Here is a 14,162-nt window from a genome sequence, read left to right as displayed (position 1 = left end):
CATGAGTCCCGAACAAGTCCAGAAAATCATTGCCGACGGTCTGCCCTGCGAGGGCTTGAGCGTCCAGGGCGACGAAAATTATCCGAAGGCGCTGATCGTCAGCTCGCAGTTCGTTGGCAAGAGCCGCGTCCAGCGGCAGCAGATGGTCAATGCCCTGCTCAAGCCCTACTTTGATAGCGGTGAGTTGCATTCGCTGCAGATGCAGACGATGACGCCGGACGAATGGAGCGCCGCGCGTGGATAAGTTGCTCGTTTGCGGCGGTGCCGCGTTGGGCGGCGAGGTCGCCATTTCCGGAGCAAAGAACGCGGCACTGCCGATTCTGTGCGCCAGCCTGCTGACGTCCGAGCCGCTTTTCCTCCGCAACGTCCCTCACCTCAACGACATCTCGACGATGCTGCGCCTGATCGGCCAGATGGGAGTCGGCGTCACGCTCGACGGCAACGAAGGGCTGGTGCTTGAAGCGCGCAGTATTACGCAGCCGGTGGCGCCCTATGAAATGGTCAAGACCATGCGCGCGTCGATCCTCGTCCTCGGGGCGCTGGTGGCGCGCTGTGGCGAGGCGAAGGTGTCGTTGCCGGGCGGTTGTGCGATAGGCGCCCGGCCGGTTGACCAGCACATCAAGGGTTTGCAGGCGATGGGCGCCGAAATCAGCGTCGAGCAGGGTTATGTGCTGGCGCGGGCAAAACGGCTTAAGGGCGCGCGGATCATTACCGACATGGTGACCGTGACTGGCACCGAAAACCTGATGATGGCGGCGGTGCTGGCCGAGGGCAAGACGGTGATCGAGAACGCCGCGCGCGAGCCGGAGGTCGTCGATCTCGCCAATTGCCTTATTGCCATGGGTGCGCGCATCAGTGGTGCCGGCACCGACCGGATCGTCATCGAGGGGGTCGAGCGCTTGCATGGGGCCACCCATTCGATCATGCCTGACCGCATCGAAACCGGGACCTACCTGTGCGCGGCAGCGGCGACGGGTGGCAATGTGCGCCTGACCGGGACCTCGGCCGATTATCTCGACGCCGTGCTGGCCAAGTTGCGCGAAGCCGGGTGCGAGATTCGCGTCGAGCCCGATGCCATCGGGCTCAAGGCGCCAGCGCGCCTCAAGGCCGTGAGCATTCGTACCGAGCCCTATCCGGCGTTCCCGACCGACATGCAGGCTCAGTTCATGGCGATCAACAGCGTTGCCGAAGGAACGGCGGTGATTCGCGAGACGATCTTCGAGAATCGCTTCATGCATGCTGTCGAGCTGATCCGCCTGGGCGCCGACATCCGCATCGACGGCAACAACGCCGTGGTTACCGGCAAACCGTGCCTGAACGGGGCGACGGTGATGGCGACCGATCTGCGTGCTTCGGCGAGCCTTGTGATTGCCGGACTGGTGGCGCAGGGCGAGACGCTGATCGAACGGATCTACCACCTCGATCGCGGTTACGAGCGGATCGAGGAGAAACTGGCCCGGCTCGGGGCGCAGGTTCGGCGGGTGCGCTAGAATCGCCGATTGACAGAATTTCGCTAAGAGGACATTGCCGTGGATGGCATAACGATTGCCCTGTCGAAGGGCCGCATTTTTGAGGAAACCCTGCCGCTGCTCGCGGCTGCCGGCATCGAACCGCTCGAGAATCCGGAAACCTCGCGCAAACTGATCATTCCGACCAATCGCCCGGACGTCCGAGTCGTCATCGTGCGCGCCACCGATGCGCCGACCTATGTGCAATATGGCGCAGCCGATATCGGTGTCGCCGGCAAGGACGTGCTCATCGAGCACGGCGGCGAGGGGCTGTATCAACCGCTCGACCTCAAGATCGCCAAGTGCCGGATGATGGTGGCGATCCCCGCCGGGTTCGATTACGAGCGTGCCGTGCGCCAGGGCGCACGCCTGAAGATCGCAACAAAGTACATCAACATCGCCCGCGATCACTTTGCCGCCAAGGGTGTGCACGTCGATCTGATCAAACTCTACGGTTCGATGGAACTGGCGCCGCTGGCCGGTCTCGCCGACGCCATCGTCGACCTCGTCTCGACCGGCGGTACGCTGAAGGCCAACAATCTGGTCGCGGTTGAACACATCATCGATATTTCGTCGCGCCTGATCGTCAATCAGGCGGCACTCAAGCTCAAGCGCGAGCGCATCGTCCCGATTCTGGACGCGATCGCCGGCGTCGTGGGGGCCTGATGACGATCAGGCGTCTCTCCAGTCGCGATGCCGACTTCGAGGCGCAACTCGAGGCCTTGCTGGCTTTCGAGACGGCGCAAAATGCCGACGTCGATGCCGCTGTGACGGCGATTCTTGCCGACGTCAAGGCGCGTGGCGACGCGGCGGTGGTCGACTACACGTGCCGCTTTGACCGCCTCGACGCGACGTCCGTGAGTGATCTCGAACTGTCGCGCGAAGCCTTGCAACAGGCTCTCGACAGCTTGTCGGCCGTTCAGCGCGAGGCCCTTGAGGCGGCGGCGGCACGCGTGCGCAGCTATCACGAACACCAGCCCCTGCAAAGTTGGCACTACGAAGACGCCGATGGCTCACTTCTCGGCCAGAAGGTAACACCGCTTGATCGTGTCGGTCTCTACGTCCCCGGCGGCAAGGCCTCCTATCCTTCGTCGGTGCTGATGAACGCGATTCCCGCCAAAGTGGCCGGTGTCGGCGAACTCGTCATGGTCGTGCCGACACCCGGCGGTGAACGCAATCCGCTGGTGCTGGCGGCCGCCGCGCTGGCCGGCGTCGATCGGGTCTTCTGTATCGGCGGCGCGCAAGCGGTTGCAGCGCTTGCCTATGGTACGCAGACGATTCCGCGCGTGGACAAGATTGTCGGACCCGGCAATGCCTATGTGGCGGCGGCCAAGCGCCGGGTTTTTGGCATCGTCGGCATCGACATGGTGGCCGGCCCATCCGAGATTCTGGTGATTTGCGACGGCTCGACCGCCCCCGAGTGGGTGGCGATGGATCTGTTCTCACAGGCCGAACACGACGAAATGGCCCAGTCGATCCTGCTCTGTCCGGATGCCGGCTATCTCGACCAAGTCGCGGCGGCGATCGATCGGCTGCTGCCGACGATGCCGCGTCAGGCGGTGATTCGGGCCTCGCTGGCGGCGCGCGGTGCGCTGATTGCCGTGCGTGATCTTGATGAGGCCTGCATGATCGCCAATCGCATCGCGCCCGAGCATCTGGAATTGTCGCTTGCCGATGCGGCTGCATGGGTGGATCGCATTCGTCATGCCGGCGCCATTTTCATCGGTCCGTACACGTCCGAGTCGCTCGGCGATTACTGTGCCGGGCCGAATCATGTGCTGCCGACGTCCGGGAGTGCTCGGTTCTCGTCGCCGCTCGGTGTTTACGATTTTCAGAAGCGCAGCAGCCTGATCCGCGTGTCGGCGCAGGCGGCGCAGAAACTCGGTCGCATTGCCTCGACGCTGGCGCATGGCGAAGGCTTGCCGGCGCATGCGCGCTCGGCCGAATACCGTCTGACGGACGCGCTGGGAGACTAGGCGGTGGCCAGTGTCCTGATCCTGTATTCGACGACTGACGGGCAGACGCTGCGGATCTGCCAACGCGTGCAGCAGCGGATCGTCGCCGCAGGGCAGGAGGCGGCGCTGGTCTCGATCGACGATGCGGCAAGCGTGTCGCTCGATCGGTTCGACAAAGTGGTGATCGGTGCGCGCATTCGCTACGGCAAGCATCAGCCACAGGTATTCGCGTTCATTCGCAAGCATCTCGACCGTTTGCAGTCGATGCCGACGGCGTTCTTCTCGGTGAATATTGTCGCCCGCAAGCCGGAAAAGAATCGTCCCGATACCAATCCTTACGTGCGCAAGTTTTTCAAGCGCACGCCATGGACGCCGGGGCTTGTCGATGTGTTCGCCGGGAAGCTCGATTATCCGCGCTACCGCTTCTTCGATCGCCTGATGATCCGCTTCATCATGCTGATGACCAAGGGACCGACCGATCCGACGGCGGTCGTTGAATTTACCGATTGGTCACGGGTGGAGGCTTTTGCAGAACAAGTCTGCGCGCTCTGAGAAACGGCCGCAGACAAAGGAAAAGGGGCGCCGAAGCGCCCCTTTTTCGTTGATGCGAGGGATCAGAAACCGCGGAAGTCGGTGAAGCCTTCGACCGGCTCGCGTTCGGTGATCAGCGTGTTTTCCGGGGCGTTCGGGTCGGCATAGCCGAGGGCCATGCCGCAGTACACGATTTCATTGTCGGGAATGTTCAGCGTCGCCCGAATCGTCTTGTGGTAGTCGGCAAAGAACGCTTGCACGCAGGTGTCGATGCCGCGCGCCCGGGCGGCGACCATCAGGTTGCCCATGAACATGCCGCAGTCGACGAGCATGCCCTTGCCGAGCCGGTTGTCGAGCGTGAAGATCATGCCAACCGGCGCATCGAAGAACTGGAAGTTGCGTCCCGTCTGCACTTTCATGCGGTCGGTATCGCCCTTGGTGATGCCGAGCAAGCTGTAGAGGCCGAGGCCGCACTTGCGACGGCGCGACAACCAGGGCTCGACCCACTCTTTCGGGTAGTAATCGAGTTCGCGGCCGCCGTCGGTTTCGCCGCGGGTGAAGCGTTCCATGATGGCCGTCGACAGCGCTTCTTTTTCCTTGCCGGCCAGTGCATACACGCGCCAGGGTTGGATGTTCGTGCCGGACGGCGCGCAGGAGGCGAGTTCGAGCAGTTCGCGCAAGGCCTCGCGGGGCACCGGAGTCGGGAGGAAACGGCGGATTGAGTGACGCGAGCGGATCGCCGCGTCAACCGCTTGGATGTTGTCAGTTGTCATGATGCCAGTACCTTCTGTGAAAAGTTCAGGGATTAAGGATCGATTTCAGCGCGTCAACAAGGGCGCGGCACTGCAGATCGGTGCCGATGCTGATGCGCAGATGCTGGTCGATGCGCGCCGCCTTGAAGTGGCGGACGATGATGCGTTGCTCGCGCAATGACGCCGCCAGTTGCGCCGCATCGTGCTGCGGGTGACGGGCGAAGATGAAATTGGCGGCCGAAGGAAGGACCTCGAAGCCCATCTCCGTCATCGCGTCTGTCAGCCACTGCCGGCTGGCCATGACGGCGCGACGGGTGGCGTCGAGGTGCGCGCTGTCGGTCATCGCAGCGGTGGCGGCGACGAGCGCGAGACGGTCGAGCGGGTAGGAGTTGAAGCTGTTTTTGATGCGTTCGAGCGCCTCGATTAGCACCGCTTGTCCGATCGCATAGCCGACACGCAAACCGGCGAGGGCGTGTGACTTCGACAGCGTACGCACGACGAGCAGGTTGGGATGCCGGTTGACGAGGGCGATCGCGGTCGGCATCGGGTCGTCGGCGAAGTCGATATAGGCTTCGTCGATCACCACCGGCGACTCCGGATGTTCCGTCGCCAGGCGTTCGATGTCGGCGAGCGGCAGCAGCTGTCCGGTCGGCGCGTTCGGGTTGGCGATGACGATGCCGCCGGCGTCCTGACGGTAGTCATCAACGCGGATGTCGAAGGCTTCGCCGAGCGGGACGGCCCGGTGTTCGATGCCGTACAGACCGCAATAGACCGGGTAGAAACTGTAGCTGATGTCCGGCATCAGCACCGGACGGCCATGGCAGAGCAGACCCATGAATACGTGGGCGAGCACCTCGTCGGAACCGTTGCCGACGAACACCTGCGCCGGCGCGATGTCATAAGCCGAGAAATGGGCGGCGACGGCGGCGCGCAACTGATCGGCGTTGGGGTCGGGATACAGGCGCAGGCGGGCGGCGTCACCGCCAAGCTCGGCCTGGATCGCTTCGACGACGCGCGGCGACGGCGGGTACGGGTTTTCGTTGGTATTGAGCTTGACGAGGTCGGTGAGCTTGGGCTGCTCGCCGGGAACGTACGGCGTCAGGCGATGAACGAGAGGGCTCCAGAATTGGCTCATGGCGATCCGTGAAATGGCGGTGTTTACGGCGGTTTCGGTGCTTTGCAAGCATGAAATGGTATCATGCGGACTCAATGAATTGATGCGAACCGGCGGGCGCCTGTCGTGGCTGTCGGTTCGGGTTGTGTGACTCTGGCGTCGAGGTGCGCATGCGGCAGGCTGAAATCAGCAGAAATACCCTGGAAACCCAAGTGACGGTTCGCCTTGATCTTGAAGGGAGCGGACGTGGGCGTTTTGCCACCGGCGTACCCTTTCTCGATCACATGCTCGATCAGGTGGCGCGTCACGGCATGATCGATCTTGAGGTCGAGGCCCGGGGCGATCTGCATATCGACGCGCACCACACGGTTGAAGACATCGGCATCACACTCGGCCAGGCATTGGCCAAGGCGCTGGGCGACAAGAAGGGCATTCGTCGCTATGGACACGCCTACGTGCCGCTCGACGAGGCGCTGTCGCGCGTCGTTATCGATCTGTCGGGGCGGCCGGGGTTGGTGTTCTCGGTCGACTTTACGCGTGCGCTGGTCGGTGCCTTCGATGTCGATCTCGTCCGCGAATTTTTCCAGGGGCTCGTTAATCACGCCTTGATGACCGTGCATATCGACAACCTGCGTGGCGACAACGCCCACCATCAGGCCGAGACCGTTTTCAAGGCCTTCGGGCGTGCCCTGCGCATGGCTGTCGAGGCCGACGAGCGGGCTGCCGGCAGCGTTCCTTCGACCAAGGGAGCGCTTTGATGGGGGCTGCAACGATTGCCGTTATCGATTACGGCATGGGGAATCTGCGTTCGGTCTGGCAGGCGATTGCGAAGGTGGCGGAGGGGCGCGACGTGGTCGTGTCCGCCGATCCTGCTGTCGTCGCAGCGGCTGAACGCGTCGTTTTTCCCGGGCAGGGTGCGATGCCCGACTGCATGCGCGAACTCGAAGCCCGCGGTCTCCGTGACGTTGTCATTGAGGCGGCACGGAGCAAGCCCTTTCTCGGCATTTGCATTGGCTTGCAGATGCTTTTCGACCATAGCGAAGAAGGCGATGTCGATGGGCTTGGCGTCTTTGCCGGGCCGGTGCGCCGCTTCCCGGCCGATCGCATGAAAGGCCCTGCTGGCGAGAAGCTCAAGGTGCCGCACATGGGCTGGAACGAGGTCGCGCAGGTCCGGCCGCACCCTTTGTGGTCCGGCATTGACGACGGTGCGCGCTTCTATTTTGTGCATAGTTACTATGTCGATCCCGTCGATCCGGCCTGCGTGGCTGGGCAGACCGGCTATGGCATCCCCTTTACCAGCGCGGTGGCGCGGGATAATATCTTCGCCATTCAATGTCATCCGGAGAAAAGCGCCCACGCCGGCCTCACCCTGTTGTCCAACTTCGTCCGTTGGCAGCCCTGATCCGGAGTGCGCGAAGCGCTTTCCCCACCCTTTTTCCTCAACCATCTGTTTTAAAACATGCTGATCATTCCCGCGATTGACCTGAAGGACGGACAGTGCGTCCGCCTCAAGCAGGGTCTCATGGACGATGCCACGGTTTTTTCGACCTCTCCTGGCGAGCAGGCGGCACATTGGCTCGAGCAGGGCGCACGGCGCTTGCACGTGGTCGATCTCAATGGCGCTTTTGCCGGCAAGCAGAAAAATGAGCGGGCCATCCGCGAAATCGTCGAGGCAATCGGCGACGAGATCCCGATCCAGTTGGGCGGTGGCATCCGCGACCTCGACACGATCGAGCGGATCCTCGACAACGGGATCAGCTACGTCATCATCGGTACTGCGGCGGTCAAGAATCCGGGCTTCCTGCACGATGCGTGCAGCGCTTTCCCCGGGCAGATCATTGTCGGGCTCGATGCCAAGGACGGCAAGGTTGCGGTCGATGGCTGGTCGAAGCTGACCGGCCATGACGTCATCGACCTGGCGAAGAAGTGCGAGGACTATGGCGTCGAGGGCATTATTTATACCGACATCGGGCGCGACGGCATGCTTACCGGCATCAATATCGAAGCGACGGTCAAGCTGGCGCAGGCCTTGCGCGTGCCGGTGATCGCCAGCGGCGGTTTCTCCAGTCTCGATGACATCCGCAAGCTGTGCGAGGTCGAGAGCGAGGGCATCCAGGCGACTATTGCCGGGCGCGCCATCTATGACGGCACGCTGGATTTCGCTGCGGCACAGGTCGAGGCGGATCGCTTGTCGCAATCCTGATTTCTCTAGCATTCCTGCATCGGAAGAAAGCGCGGTTAACGCCTTGGGTCTGGCCAAACGTATCATTCCTTGCCTTGATGTGACCGCCGGTCGGGTCGTCAAGGGCACCAACTTTGTCGATTTGCGCGATGCCGGCGATCCGGTCGAGATCGCCCGACGTTATGACGAGCAGGGGGCCGACGAGGTCACCTTCCTCGACATCACGGCGTCGAGCGATCAGCGTGACATCATCCTGAACATCGTCGAAGCCTGTGCGTCGCAGGTCTTCATCCCGCTGACCGTCGGTGGCGGCGTGCGTTGCGTCGCCGATGTGCGTCGCCTGCTCAATGCCGGTGCCGACAAGGTCAGCATGAACACCGCAGCGATCAACAATCCGGACCTCGTCGCCGAAGCCTCGGCCAAGGTCGGCAACCAGTGCATCGTTGTCGCCATTGATGCCAAACAGGTGGCGCCGGGGCGTTGGGAAGTCTTCACCCATGGCGGGCGCAAGCCGACCGGCATCGATGCCGTGGTTTGGGCGCGGCGTGCGCAGGAACTCGGCGCCGGCGAAATCCTGCTGACCAGCATGGACCGCGACGGCACCAAGAACGGCTTCGACTTGCCGCTGACGCGTGCTGTTTCCGACGCCGTCGATATTCCGGTGATCGCCAGCGGCGGCGTCGGCAATCTGCAGCATCTGGCCGAGGGCGTCTCGATCGGCGGCGCCGACGCGGTGCTGGCCGCCAGCATCTTCCATTTCGGCGAATACACCGTGCGTCAGGCCAAGACCTTCATGCGCGAGCAGGGCATCGAGGTACGCTTGTGAGCGCCGTCGCCCGGCCGCCCGAAGAGGGCGCTCCCCCTCCCTCGGGGAGGATGTCACGCAGTGACTGGAGGGTCCGCCGATGAGCGATCTCGATCCGAGTTTGCCCTGGCTCGACGCCCTCAAGTGGGATGCCGCAGGCATGATGCCGGCGATTGCGCAGGACGAAGCCAGCGGGCGGGTCGTGATGTTCGCCTGGATGAACCGCGAATCCTTGCAGGAGTCGTTGCGTTGCGGCAACGCGGTATACTGGTCGCGCTCGCGCCAGCGTCTTTGGCGCAAGGGTGAGGAATCCGGGCATGTCCAGAAACTGAAATCGGTGCGCACCGACTGCGACGGCGACGTGCTGTTGCTGGCGGTCGAACAGATTGGCGGCATCGCCTGTCATACCGGCCGGGAAAGCTGCTTCTTCCTCGAATTGCAAGGCGATCGCTGGGTGCCGGTCGATCCGGTGCTGAAAGACCCGAAGGATATTTACGCGAAATGACTGATCAAGACATTCTGGCCCGACTCGAAGAAACGCTGGTGTCGCGGCGTGGCGCCGATCCCTCGACGTCCTATACGGCCAAGCTGTTCGCCAAGGGCCCCGATTCGATCCTCAAGAAAATCGGCGAGGAAAGTGCGGAGCTGATCATGGCCGCCAAAGACGGCGTGGCGGGTAGTATCGTTTATGAATCGGCAGACCTCATCTATCACGTGATGGCGCTGCTGACTTTCTGCGATCTGAGCATCGACGACGTGCTCAACGAACTCCGGCGTCGCGAGGGTACCTCGGGAATCGCCGAGAAGAATTCCAGAACGGCCAAGTGAGCAATCATGGATAATTGCCTTTTCTGCAGGATCGTGCGCGGCGAGATCCCCTCGCGCAAGGTGTACGAGGACGATCTCGTCTATGCCTTTCACGACATCAATCCGGCGCGTCCGGTGCATATTCTGGTGATTCCCAAGCATCATATCGCGTCGCTGGCTGAAGTCGGTGTCGCCGACGAGCCGGCGCTGGGTCGCGTGCTTGCCGTGGCGCATCGCCTGGCAAGCGAGAACGGTAGTCCGGACGGCTGCCGGGTCATCATCAATTCGGGCCGGATCGGTCAGCAGGAAGTGCCGCATTTGCATGCGCACGTCGTCGGCGGGTCGGATCCGGTCGGTCCGATGCTCAAACGGAATTAAGGAGACAGTCATGGGTTCATTCAGCATCTGGCATTGGCTTATCGTTCTGCTTATCGTTCTTTTGGTGTTCGGTACCAAGAAGCTGCGCAATATTGGCGAAGATCTCGGCGGCGCGGTGAAGGGCTTCAAGGAAGGCATGAAGTCGGCCGAGGACAAGCCGGCCGAAACGGCGCCGCCGCAGCAAGTGACGGGCGGCCAGACGATCGAGGGCGAGGTCCGCGAAAAGACCAAGTCGTAATCGTCGTTCGTAGCCGACGGGTGCTTGCCCGCCGGCGAAGACTTCGCGAAAAAATCAGCCAAGAACATGTTTGACGTCGGCTTTTCCGAACTGATGGTGATTGCCATCGTCGCCCTCGTGGTGATCGGCCCCGAGCGCCTGCCCAAGGTGGCGCGCACGGCCGGGCTCCTGTTCGGGCGTTTGCAGCGCTATGTCAATGACGTCAAGTCGGACATCAGTCGCGAGATCCAGCTTGACGAACTCAAGCGCTTGCAGGCCGATATGCAGGCCTCGGCGCATGCCTTCGAGCGCAGCATGAAAGAGGGCATCCAGTCGGTTGAGCAGTCGGTCGGCGAGGTCGTCGACACGGCACGGACCGGACTCGGCGAACTCCAGTCCAGCGTTGAGCAGCCGTCTGAAGCGGCGCCCGAAGCGCCTGCCGAGACACCGCCGGCGATTCAGGTTGCTGCGACCGATCCGACGGTGCCGAGCGAAACGACGCCGAAAGCATGAACGCGCCCGAAGAATCCTTCATGTCGCACCTGATCGAGCTGCGCGACCGGCTGATCCGGGCGCTGTTGTCGATCCTGATCATCTTCCTCTGCCTGTTCCCCTGGGCCAAGGAGTTGTACGCCGTGCTCGCCCAGCCTTTGCTGGCCTCCCTGCCCAAAGGCGGGCAGATGATCGCGACCGATGTCGTCGGGGTCTTCCTCGTGCCGATGAAGGTCGCGCTGATGGTCGCCTTCCTGATTGCCTTGCCCTACGTGCTGTACCAGGCCTGGGCCTTCGTCGCCCCCGGTCTGTATGCCCACGAGAAGCGGCTGGCGCTGCCGCTCGTCGCGGCCAGCGTCTTCCTCTTTTTCGTCGGTATGGCGTTCGCCTATCTGCTGGTGTTTCCGACGGTGTTCGGCTTCATGGCCAAGATCGCGCCGGACGGCGTCGCCTGGATGACCGACATCGAGAAGTATCTCTCATTCGTCATGAGCACCTTCATCGCCTTCGGCATTACGTTCGAAGTGCCGGTGGTGGTCATTGTGCTCGTCAAGATGGGGGTCGTCGAAATCAAGACGCTCAAGGAGTGGCGGCCCTACGTCATCGTCGGCGCCTTCGTCATCGGGGCGATCTTCACGCCGCCCGATGTGGTCTCGCAGTTGCTGCTGGCGGTGCCGCTTTGCCTGCTGTTCGAACTCGGGCTCTTTCTTGCGCGCTTCGTCAGCCAGCCGCCAGCCAGGGAGCTTCCCGCCCTGCCGGCCGAGTCGGAACGCACGACCGACTAGTCACGCTCGCGTGGCGGTGTTGGGCGCTTGCCGATGCGCAGCGTCGGCTCGACGATGTTTTTCTGACGGCGTAATTTGAACGGAACCGTCTCGCCCGGCGTCTGTCCGGCGATCAGGTCGAGCATTACCTGTGGATCCTTGACCGGCTTGCCGTTGACGGCCAGCAGGATGTCGCCAGGGCGGATGCCGCCGAGATCGGCGGGGCTGCCGCGTTGAACGCCGGCGATCAATGCACCGGCAGTGTCGGCGAGGCCGAAGGTTTCGGCGAGTTCGGGCGTGATTTCCTGCGCCTCGACGCCGATCCAGCCGCGCGTGACCGTGCCGGTCTTGATGATCTGTTCCATGACGTTGCGTGCGATCGAGATCGGGATGGCGAAACCGATGCCGAGCGAACCGCCCGAGCGGGAATAGATCGCGGTGTTGATGCCGACGAGATTGCCGCGGCTATCGACGAGCGCGCCACCCGAGTTGCCCGGGTTGATGGCGGCGTCGGTCTGGATGAAGTTCTCGAAGGTGTTGATGCCGAGGTGCGATCGACCGAGCGCCGAAACGATGCCCATCGTCACCGTCTGGCCGACACCGAAGGGATTGCCGATCGCCAGGACGACGTCGCCGACGAGCAGGTTGTCCATCTGGCCGAGCGTGATGGCGGGCAATCCGTCACCCTTCTTGTCCGGTTCGACGCGCAGCACCGCGAGATCGGATTCGGGATCGCCGCCGACGAGGCGCGCCGGTTGTGTGCTGCCATCATGCAGCGCGACTTCGATCTCCTCGGCCGCCTCGACGACGTGATAATTGGTCAGGATATAACCTTCGCTGCTGACGATGACGCCGGAGCCGAGTCCGGCGCTGCGCTGTTCGCGCGGTTCGCTGCGCTCGCCGAAAAAGTGGCGGAGGATCGGGTCGTCGAGCAGCGGGTGCTTGGGCTGGCGGATTTTTTGCGAGGTGAAGATGTGCACGACGGCCGGCAGTGCGTGCCGGGCGGCGTCGCGATAGCTGGCGGCCGGCGGCGTGCCGAAGGCGGCTTCCTGCACGGCGATGCTGTGCAGCGATGGCGCCGGGGCTTTGCCGAGCCATTCCGGTTTGAGGGTGGAGATGACGAAAAGGACGGCGAGACTTACCGTGACGGTTTGTGCAAAAATCAGCCAGAGTTTGCGCATGTAGGACGACATCGAAGGACGACAAAATGAGACGTGACGAACTGACCCGCTATCTTGATGGCTTGCTGGAGCCGGCGCGCTATCGGGATTATTGCCCAAACGGCTTGCAAGTGGAAGGACGCGCCGAGGTGCGTCGCGTCGTGCTCGGGGTTTCGGCCAGCCAGGCGCTGATCGACGCCGCCATTGCTCGCGATGCCGATGCGATCATCGTGCATCATGGCTGGTTCTGGCGCGGCGAGGACGGGCGCGTGACCGGCGTGCGCAAGACGCGCCTGCAGTCGCTGCTGCGCCATGACATCAGCTTGTTCGGCTACCATCTGCCGCTCGATGCGCATCCCGAACTTGGCAACAACGCGCAACTGGCGGCGCGCCTTGGCATGGTGGCCGAGGGCCGCTTTGGTGATCAGGATCTGGGCTGGATCGGGCAATTGCCGGCGACAGTGACAGTGAATGATTTCGCTGCACGAATCGCGACCGAGCTCGGTCGTGCACCGCTCGTGATTGGCGATTCGGCGCGGCCGCTGCGCCGCATCGCCTGGTGTTCCGGCGGCGCACAGGGATTTTTTGAACCGGCGCTTGCGCTCGGGGTCGACGCCTTCCTCTCAGGAGAAATCTCCGAGCCGCAGGTTCTGCTGGCGCGTGAGTCCGGCGTCGCGTATCTTGCTGCCGGTCACCACGCGACCGAGCGTTTTGGCGTTCAGGCCTTGGCCGATCATCTCGGGGCGGCGTGCGGTTTGGCGTGTGAGCTTGTCGATATCGACAATCCGGTTTGACCAATTTTTGGAGGTGCTATGACATTCGTTTTTACGCCGTCTGCGCAGATCGCGGTTCCGGTGGTAGGCGGCGAGGCCGTATTTCCTGTGCGTCGGGTGTATTGCGTTGGGCAGAACTATGCCGATCACGTCGCCGAAATGGGCGGCGATGGGCGCAATCCGCCGTTTTTCTTCAGCAAGCCGGTGGATGCGCTGGTGCCGGGCGGCGGCGATGTCGCGTATCCGCCCAAGACGGAGAATTACCAGCACGAAATCGAGCTCGTCGTGGCAATCGGTGTCGGTGGGCGCGACATTCCCGTCGACAAGGCGCTCGACCATGTCTTCGGTTATGCCGTCGGCTTCGATCTGACGCGTCGCGATCTGCAGGCCCTGGCCAAGCAGAAGGGGCAGCCGTGGGAGATGGGCAAGGGGATGGATCAGGGCGGACCGATCGGCGCGATTACCCCGGTGGCGAAATGCGGCCATCCGGCGGCAGGCGCCATCTGGATGAAGGTCAACGGCGATTTTCGCCAGCGCGGCGATCTTGCTCAGATGACCTGGAAAGTGCCGGAAGTCATCGCCAACCTGTCGAGCTACATCGTGCTGAAGCCCGGTGACCTGATTTTCACGGGAACACCGTCCGGCGTGTCGGCGGTCGTGCGTGGCGATGTGCTCGAAGGCGGTATTGACGGTCTCGGCGAACTGGCGGTACGCCTGATCTAGG

The 14,162-nt window shown here is 62.8% G+C and carries 21 protein-coding genes; 18 read left to right on the top strand and 3 right to left on the bottom strand.

The window, feature by feature from the left end; genetic code table 11:
• The first annotated feature begins 1 nt into the window (after nucleotide 1).
• From BLR25_RS12125 to hemG, 5 genes are read left to right on the top strand one after another with little or no spacing between them, the layout of a single operon-like run.
• Nucleotides 2-244, top strand: a complete 243-nt coding sequence (locus BLR25_RS12125; RefSeq protein WP_091937947.1) for a BolA family protein — start codon at nucleotides 2-4, stop codon at nucleotides 242-244.
• Nucleotides 237-1,490 (top strand): UDP-N-acetylglucosamine 1-carboxyvinyltransferase, encoded by a 1,254-nt coding sequence (gene murA, locus BLR25_RS12120; protein ID WP_091937945.1) that lies wholly within the window; start codon nucleotides 237-239, stop codon nucleotides 1,488-1,490. The genes BLR25_RS12125 and murA overlap by 8 nt, the downstream gene beginning before the upstream one ends.
• Before the next feature lie 39 nt (nucleotides 1,491-1,529).
• Complete coding sequence (gene hisG / locus BLR25_RS12115; protein ID WP_091937942.1) at nucleotides 1,530-2,174, top strand: ATP phosphoribosyltransferase; 645 nt, start codon at nucleotides 1,530-1,532, stop codon at nucleotides 2,172-2,174.
• Entirely contained in the window at nucleotides 2,174-3,484 is a 1,311-nt protein-coding gene (gene hisD, locus BLR25_RS12110; RefSeq protein ID WP_176785865.1) for a histidinol dehydrogenase, read from the top strand. Before hisG ends, hisD begins: the two co-directional genes overlap by 1 nt.
• Before the next feature lie 3 nt (nucleotides 3,485-3,487).
• The gene (gene hemG, locus BLR25_RS12105) at nucleotides 3,488-4,015 is read left to right on the top strand and encodes a menaquinone-dependent protoporphyrinogen IX dehydrogenase (protein ID WP_091937940.1); all 528 of its coding nucleotides are present in this window, start codon (nucleotides 3,488-3,490) and stop codon (nucleotides 4,013-4,015) included.
• Between the two features lie 62 nt (nucleotides 4,016-4,077).
• On the opposite strand, the gene BLR25_RS12100 is transcribed toward hemG, so the two are convergent.
• Nucleotides 4,078-4,767 carry a nitroreductase gene (locus BLR25_RS12100; RefSeq protein ID WP_091937937.1) on the bottom strand — a complete coding sequence of 230 codons (690 nt, stop codon included), beginning with the start codon at nucleotides 4,765-4,767 and terminating at the stop codon, nucleotides 4,078-4,080.
• Nucleotides 4,768-4,792: 25 nt separating this feature from the next.
• A complete protein-coding gene (gene hisC / locus BLR25_RS12095) occupies nucleotides 4,793-5,881 on the bottom strand; it encodes a histidinol-phosphate transaminase (protein ID WP_091937934.1) in 1,089 nt (362 codons plus the stop codon).
• Here hisC and BLR25_RS21780 point away from each other — a divergent pair.
• From BLR25_RS21780 to tatC, 11 genes are all read left to right on the top strand, one after another.
• Complete coding sequence (locus tag BLR25_RS21780; protein WP_281245580.1) at nucleotides 5,880-6,011, top strand: hypothetical protein; 132 nt, start codon at nucleotides 5,880-5,882, stop codon at nucleotides 6,009-6,011. The genes hisC and BLR25_RS21780 overlap by 2 nt on opposite strands.
• A gap of 19 nt (nucleotides 6,012-6,030) precedes the next feature.
• The gene (hisB, locus tag BLR25_RS12090; RefSeq protein WP_091937932.1) at nucleotides 6,031-6,618 is read left to right on the top strand and encodes an imidazoleglycerol-phosphate dehydratase HisB; all 588 of its coding nucleotides are present in this window, start codon (nucleotides 6,031-6,033) and stop codon (nucleotides 6,616-6,618) included.
• Nucleotides 6,618-7,262 (top strand): imidazole glycerol phosphate synthase subunit HisH, encoded by a 645-nt coding sequence (hisH, locus tag BLR25_RS12085; RefSeq protein ID WP_091937930.1) that lies wholly within the window; start codon nucleotides 6,618-6,620, stop codon nucleotides 7,260-7,262. Before hisB ends, hisH begins: the two co-directional genes overlap by 1 nt.
• Nucleotides 7,263-7,319: 57 nt before the next feature.
• Nucleotides 7,320-8,063, top strand: a complete 744-nt coding sequence (gene hisA, locus BLR25_RS12080) for a 1-(5-phosphoribosyl)-5-[(5-phosphoribosylamino)methylideneamino]imidazole-4-carboxamide isomerase (RefSeq protein ID WP_091937928.1) — start codon at nucleotides 7,320-7,322, stop codon at nucleotides 8,061-8,063.
• Between the two features lie 43 nt (nucleotides 8,064-8,106).
• Nucleotides 8,107-8,868, top strand: a complete 762-nt coding sequence (gene hisF / locus BLR25_RS12075; protein WP_245715542.1) for an imidazole glycerol phosphate synthase subunit HisF — start codon at nucleotides 8,107-8,109, stop codon at nucleotides 8,866-8,868.
• A 79-nt stretch (nucleotides 8,869-8,947) separates the two neighbouring features.
• Nucleotides 8,948-9,352: a phosphoribosyl-AMP cyclohydrolase gene (gene hisI / locus BLR25_RS12070; RefSeq protein ID WP_091937925.1), complete on the top strand. Its 405-nt coding sequence runs from the start codon at nucleotides 8,948-8,950 to the stop codon at nucleotides 9,350-9,352.
• Nucleotides 9,349-9,675 (top strand): phosphoribosyl-ATP diphosphatase, encoded by a 327-nt coding sequence (locus BLR25_RS12065; protein ID WP_091937923.1) that lies wholly within the window; start codon nucleotides 9,349-9,351, stop codon nucleotides 9,673-9,675. Before hisI ends, BLR25_RS12065 begins: the two co-directional genes overlap by 4 nt.
• 6 nt (nucleotides 9,676-9,681) lie before the next feature.
• Nucleotides 9,682-10,032, top strand: a complete 351-nt coding sequence (locus BLR25_RS12060) for a histidine triad nucleotide-binding protein (RefSeq protein ID WP_091937921.1) — start codon at nucleotides 9,682-9,684, stop codon at nucleotides 10,030-10,032.
• A 10-nt stretch (nucleotides 10,033-10,042) separates the two neighbouring features.
• Nucleotides 10,043-10,270 carry a Sec-independent protein translocase subunit TatA gene (gene tatA, locus BLR25_RS12055; RefSeq protein WP_091937919.1) on the top strand — a complete coding sequence of 76 codons (228 nt, stop codon included), beginning with the start codon at nucleotides 10,043-10,045 and terminating at the stop codon, nucleotides 10,268-10,270.
• A gap of 66 nt (nucleotides 10,271-10,336) precedes the next feature.
• Nucleotides 10,337-10,762 carry a Sec-independent protein translocase protein TatB gene (tatB, locus tag BLR25_RS12050; protein ID WP_091938075.1) on the top strand — a complete coding sequence of 142 codons (426 nt, stop codon included), beginning with the start codon at nucleotides 10,337-10,339 and terminating at the stop codon, nucleotides 10,760-10,762.
• Complete coding sequence (gene tatC / locus BLR25_RS12045) at nucleotides 10,759-11,526, top strand: twin-arginine translocase subunit TatC (protein WP_091937917.1); 768 nt, start codon at nucleotides 10,759-10,761, stop codon at nucleotides 11,524-11,526. Before tatB ends, tatC begins: the two co-directional genes overlap by 4 nt.
• On the opposite strand, the gene BLR25_RS12040 is transcribed toward tatC, so the two are convergent.
• Nucleotides 11,523-12,686: a trypsin-like peptidase domain-containing protein gene (locus BLR25_RS12040; RefSeq protein ID WP_091938073.1), complete on the bottom strand. Its 1,164-nt coding sequence runs from the start codon at nucleotides 12,684-12,686 to the stop codon at nucleotides 11,523-11,525. The genes tatC and BLR25_RS12040 overlap by 4 nt on opposite strands.
• 26 nt (nucleotides 12,687-12,712) lie before the next feature.
• Here BLR25_RS12040 and BLR25_RS12035 point away from each other — a divergent pair, with 26 nt between their 5' ends.
• Both BLR25_RS12035 and BLR25_RS12030 read left to right on the top strand, forming a co-directional pair.
• Nucleotides 12,713-13,459 carry a Nif3-like dinuclear metal center hexameric protein gene (locus BLR25_RS12035; protein ID WP_091937916.1) on the top strand — a complete coding sequence of 249 codons (747 nt, stop codon included), beginning with the start codon at nucleotides 12,713-12,715 and terminating at the stop codon, nucleotides 13,457-13,459.
• Between the two features lie 18 nt (nucleotides 13,460-13,477).
• Complete coding sequence (locus BLR25_RS12030; protein WP_091937914.1) at nucleotides 13,478-14,161, top strand: fumarylacetoacetate hydrolase family protein; 684 nt, start codon at nucleotides 13,478-13,480, stop codon at nucleotides 14,159-14,161.
• Nucleotide 14,162 lies beyond the last annotated feature (1 nt).

It is taken from the genome of Propionivibrio dicarboxylicus (assembly GCF_900099695.1).
Lineage (GTDB): Bacteria > Pseudomonadota > Gammaproteobacteria > Burkholderiales > Rhodocyclaceae > Propionivibrio > Propionivibrio dicarboxylicus.
Note: the sequence above shows the minus strand (reverse complement) of the source record. Positions and strands in the feature narration are given on the sequence as shown.